The sequence below is a fragment of the Mesorhizobium sp. M2C.T.Ca.TU.002.02.1.1 genome (assembly GCF_003997225.1).
Window position 1 is genome coordinate 1 of sequence record NZ_RZTO01000825.1, and the last position, 2,653, is coordinate 2,653.

Below are 2,653 nucleotides of genomic sequence, written 5' to 3' on the forward strand. Positions count from 1 at the left end.
GTGGTGGCCTGGATGTCGGTCCAGCCGACGTCCGAAAGGCGGACCGCCTTGCAGCTCGCCGGATCGCCGGCATAAGCGGCGGTCGTGGATAGAAGCGCCGCGAGGCCGAGGCCTGCGACGAAGGATTTCATGCGCGACATTAACTTTTCTCCCATTGGAACTTCGAGGCAAAGCGAAGTCACGGTTCTTGCGCCCGCCTTGTTTCGTCAGCCAAACACCATTTTGAAGCCGTTTCAAGCGCTTCAACATCACGACGAACGGCGCGGGCTGGCCATTAAGCGACATGACAGGCTTTTGAACGACATCGGGTTTTAGACGGCAGGGAGTTTTTGGTGGACGGAGCCGCAGGCCCCCTCCCCGTGCGCCGACATGTGAGCTTAGAAGGACGGCATGGCCAAGCTTTACTTCCACTACGCGACGATGAACGCCGGCAAGACGACCATGCTCTTGCAGGCGTCCTACAATTATCGCGAACGCGGCATGTCGACGATGCTGTTCGTCGCCGGCCACTATCGCAAGGGCGACAGCGGGCTGATCTCGTCGCGCATCGGCCTCGAATCCGGGGCCGAGATGTTCCGCGACGGCGACGATCTTTATGCCAGGGTCGCCGAGCATCACCAACATGCCCCGGTGCATTGCATCTTTGTCGACGAGGCGCAGTTCCTCGAGGAGGAGCAGGTCTGGCAGCTCGCCCGCATCGCCGACCGGCTGGGTATTCCGGTCATGTGCTACGGCCTGCGCACCGACTTCCAGGGCAATCTGTTCTCCGGCTCTCGAGCGCTGCTCGCCATCGCCGACGACCTGCGCGAGGTGCGCACCATCTGCCGTTGCGGCCGCAAGGCGACGATGGTGGTGCGCCTGGGGCCCGACGGCAAGGTGGCGAAGCAGGGCGAGCAAGTGGCGATCGGCAAGGACGTCTACGTCTCGCTCTGCCGCCGCCATTGGGAAGAGGAGATGGGCAGGGCCGAGCCCGACGACTTCATCGGTTTCGTCAGAGCCTGAGATTCAGGCGGCCGAGACACGCCGCATCGGAAACCGCCAGCCAAGCCGCACGCCGAGAGTTGCCAGCGCGATCAGCGCCATGCCAGCGGCCTGCGCCGGTCCGAGCGGATGGCCGTACAAGGCCCAGTCGATGACGATGGCGACGACAGGATAGATGAAAGTGAGGATGCCGATCACCGGCGTCGTCAGGCGCGGAAAGGCGGAATTCATCAGCACATAGGCGATGCCGGTATGCAGGACCCCGATCCCGGCCAGCCAGCCCCACGATGCCGGCGGGATGGGATGACCGATGTCGGCGAAGGGGGCGAGCAAAACGACCCCGACCAGCGTCTGGCAAAGCACCGTGATCTCCGCGCGCTGTTGTCCGAGGCCTTTGGCGAGGATCGTCGCCACCGCATAAAGCAGCGCGGCGCCGAGCGTCAGCGCGATGCCCAACGCCCATTTCGCGTCGGTATGGCCATGCGCGACGACCAGGCCGCTGGCCAGCGCGACGCCGACGAATGCGCCGAGCATCCATAGCAGCTGGTCGAGCGAGACGCGTTCCTTGAGGAAGACAACGCCGATCAGCACCACGAAGAACGGCTGCACATGGTAGACGATGGTCGTCGTTGCGATCGATGTCATGGCGAAACCGGCGAAGAAGGCCGTCCAGCTCAGCACCATGCAAACGCCGCCGAGCGTGGCGAGCGCAAGCCGGGATGGGGACAGCGTCCGGTCCGGCAGGTAGCCGCGCAGCAGGCACCATGCGGCCAGGAACAGCGAGCCGAACACGCATCGCCAGAAGACGACAGTGACCGGATGCTGTCCCGACTCCGTGACGAAGGCGCCAACCGTGCCGGCAATCGTCATCGCCAGCGCGAGGCTCGCTGCCGGGAAGCGGGCAATCGATATGTCCCTCATCGCTGGCTCTCCAACGGATCGAAGTCCATCTGGCCAGCCGAAACGATTTCAATCAAGCGAATAGATTTGTGAAGACCTATTCGATATACTGATAGCAGCATGGCCGCTCCGCTCGATCTCAACCTCTTGAAAACCTTCGTCGCCGTCGTCGAAACCGGCAGCCTCTCCAATGCGGCGCCTCGCGTGGGCCGCAGCCAGTCGGCGGTCAGCATGCAGATGCAAAGGCTGGAGGATATTGTGGGCAACCAGCTGCTGGTGCGAGGCCCTAGAACGGTTACCCCCAATGCGATCGGCGAAGACTTCCTCGTCTATGCGCGCCGGCTGCTGAAATTGTCCGACGAGGCATGGGCGAGCGTCACCCGACCCAAGGAAACAGGCAGCGTCCGCCTTGGCGTGCCGGACGACTACGCGGCCTTCCTGCTGCCGCCCGTGCTGTCGCGCTTTGCCGAGGATCATCCGCTGGTTACCGTCGAGCTCGTCTGCGAGCAATCGACCGCGCTGGTGAAGACCCTGGCGGAAGGGCGACTGGATCTGGCGATCGTCACCCGCCTGCCGGACCAGCCGCTCGATGTGATCAGGCTGGAGCGTTTCGTCTGGGTCGCCTCGCCCAACCACGTCGCCTGGCAGGCCGATCCCTTGCCCGTCGCCCTGTTCGAGCCTGGCTGCGCGGCGCGGATGAATGTGCTGCAGGCACTCGGCGGTGCCGACCGATCCTACCGCTGCACCTATTCCAGCGCCTCCCTGCTCGGGC

3 protein-coding genes and 1 pseudogene are annotated in these 2,653 nt (G+C 64.1%); 2 read left to right on the forward strand and 2 right to left on the reverse strand.

Annotated features, from left to right (window positions below; genetic code table 11):
- Positions 1-140, reverse strand: a pseudogene (locus tag EOD07_RS38735) (glycine/betaine ABC transporter substrate-binding protein); the annotation flags it as partial.
- Between the two features lie 250 nt (positions 141-390).
- Between EOD07_RS38735 and EOD07_RS29945 the strand changes: the two are divergent.
- Positions 391-1,002 carry a thymidine kinase gene (locus tag EOD07_RS29945; RefSeq protein WP_073986180.1) on the forward strand — a complete coding sequence of 204 codons (612 nt, stop codon included), beginning with the start codon at positions 391-393 and terminating at the stop codon, positions 1,000-1,002.
- Positions 1,003-1,005: 3 nt separating this feature from the next.
- Here the strand turns inward: EOD07_RS29945 and EOD07_RS29950 are convergent, their stop codons facing one another.
- A complete protein-coding gene (locus EOD07_RS29950; RefSeq protein WP_127237891.1) occupies positions 1,006-1,902 on the reverse strand; it encodes a DMT family transporter in 897 nt (298 codons plus the stop codon).
- A 99-nt stretch (positions 1,903-2,001) separates the two neighbouring features.
- Between EOD07_RS29950 and EOD07_RS29955 the strand changes: the two genes are divergently transcribed.
- Positions 2,002-2,653, forward strand: a 652-nt coding sequence (locus EOD07_RS29955; protein WP_127237892.1) for a LysR substrate-binding domain-containing protein, incomplete at its 3' end; no start/stop codon positions are given.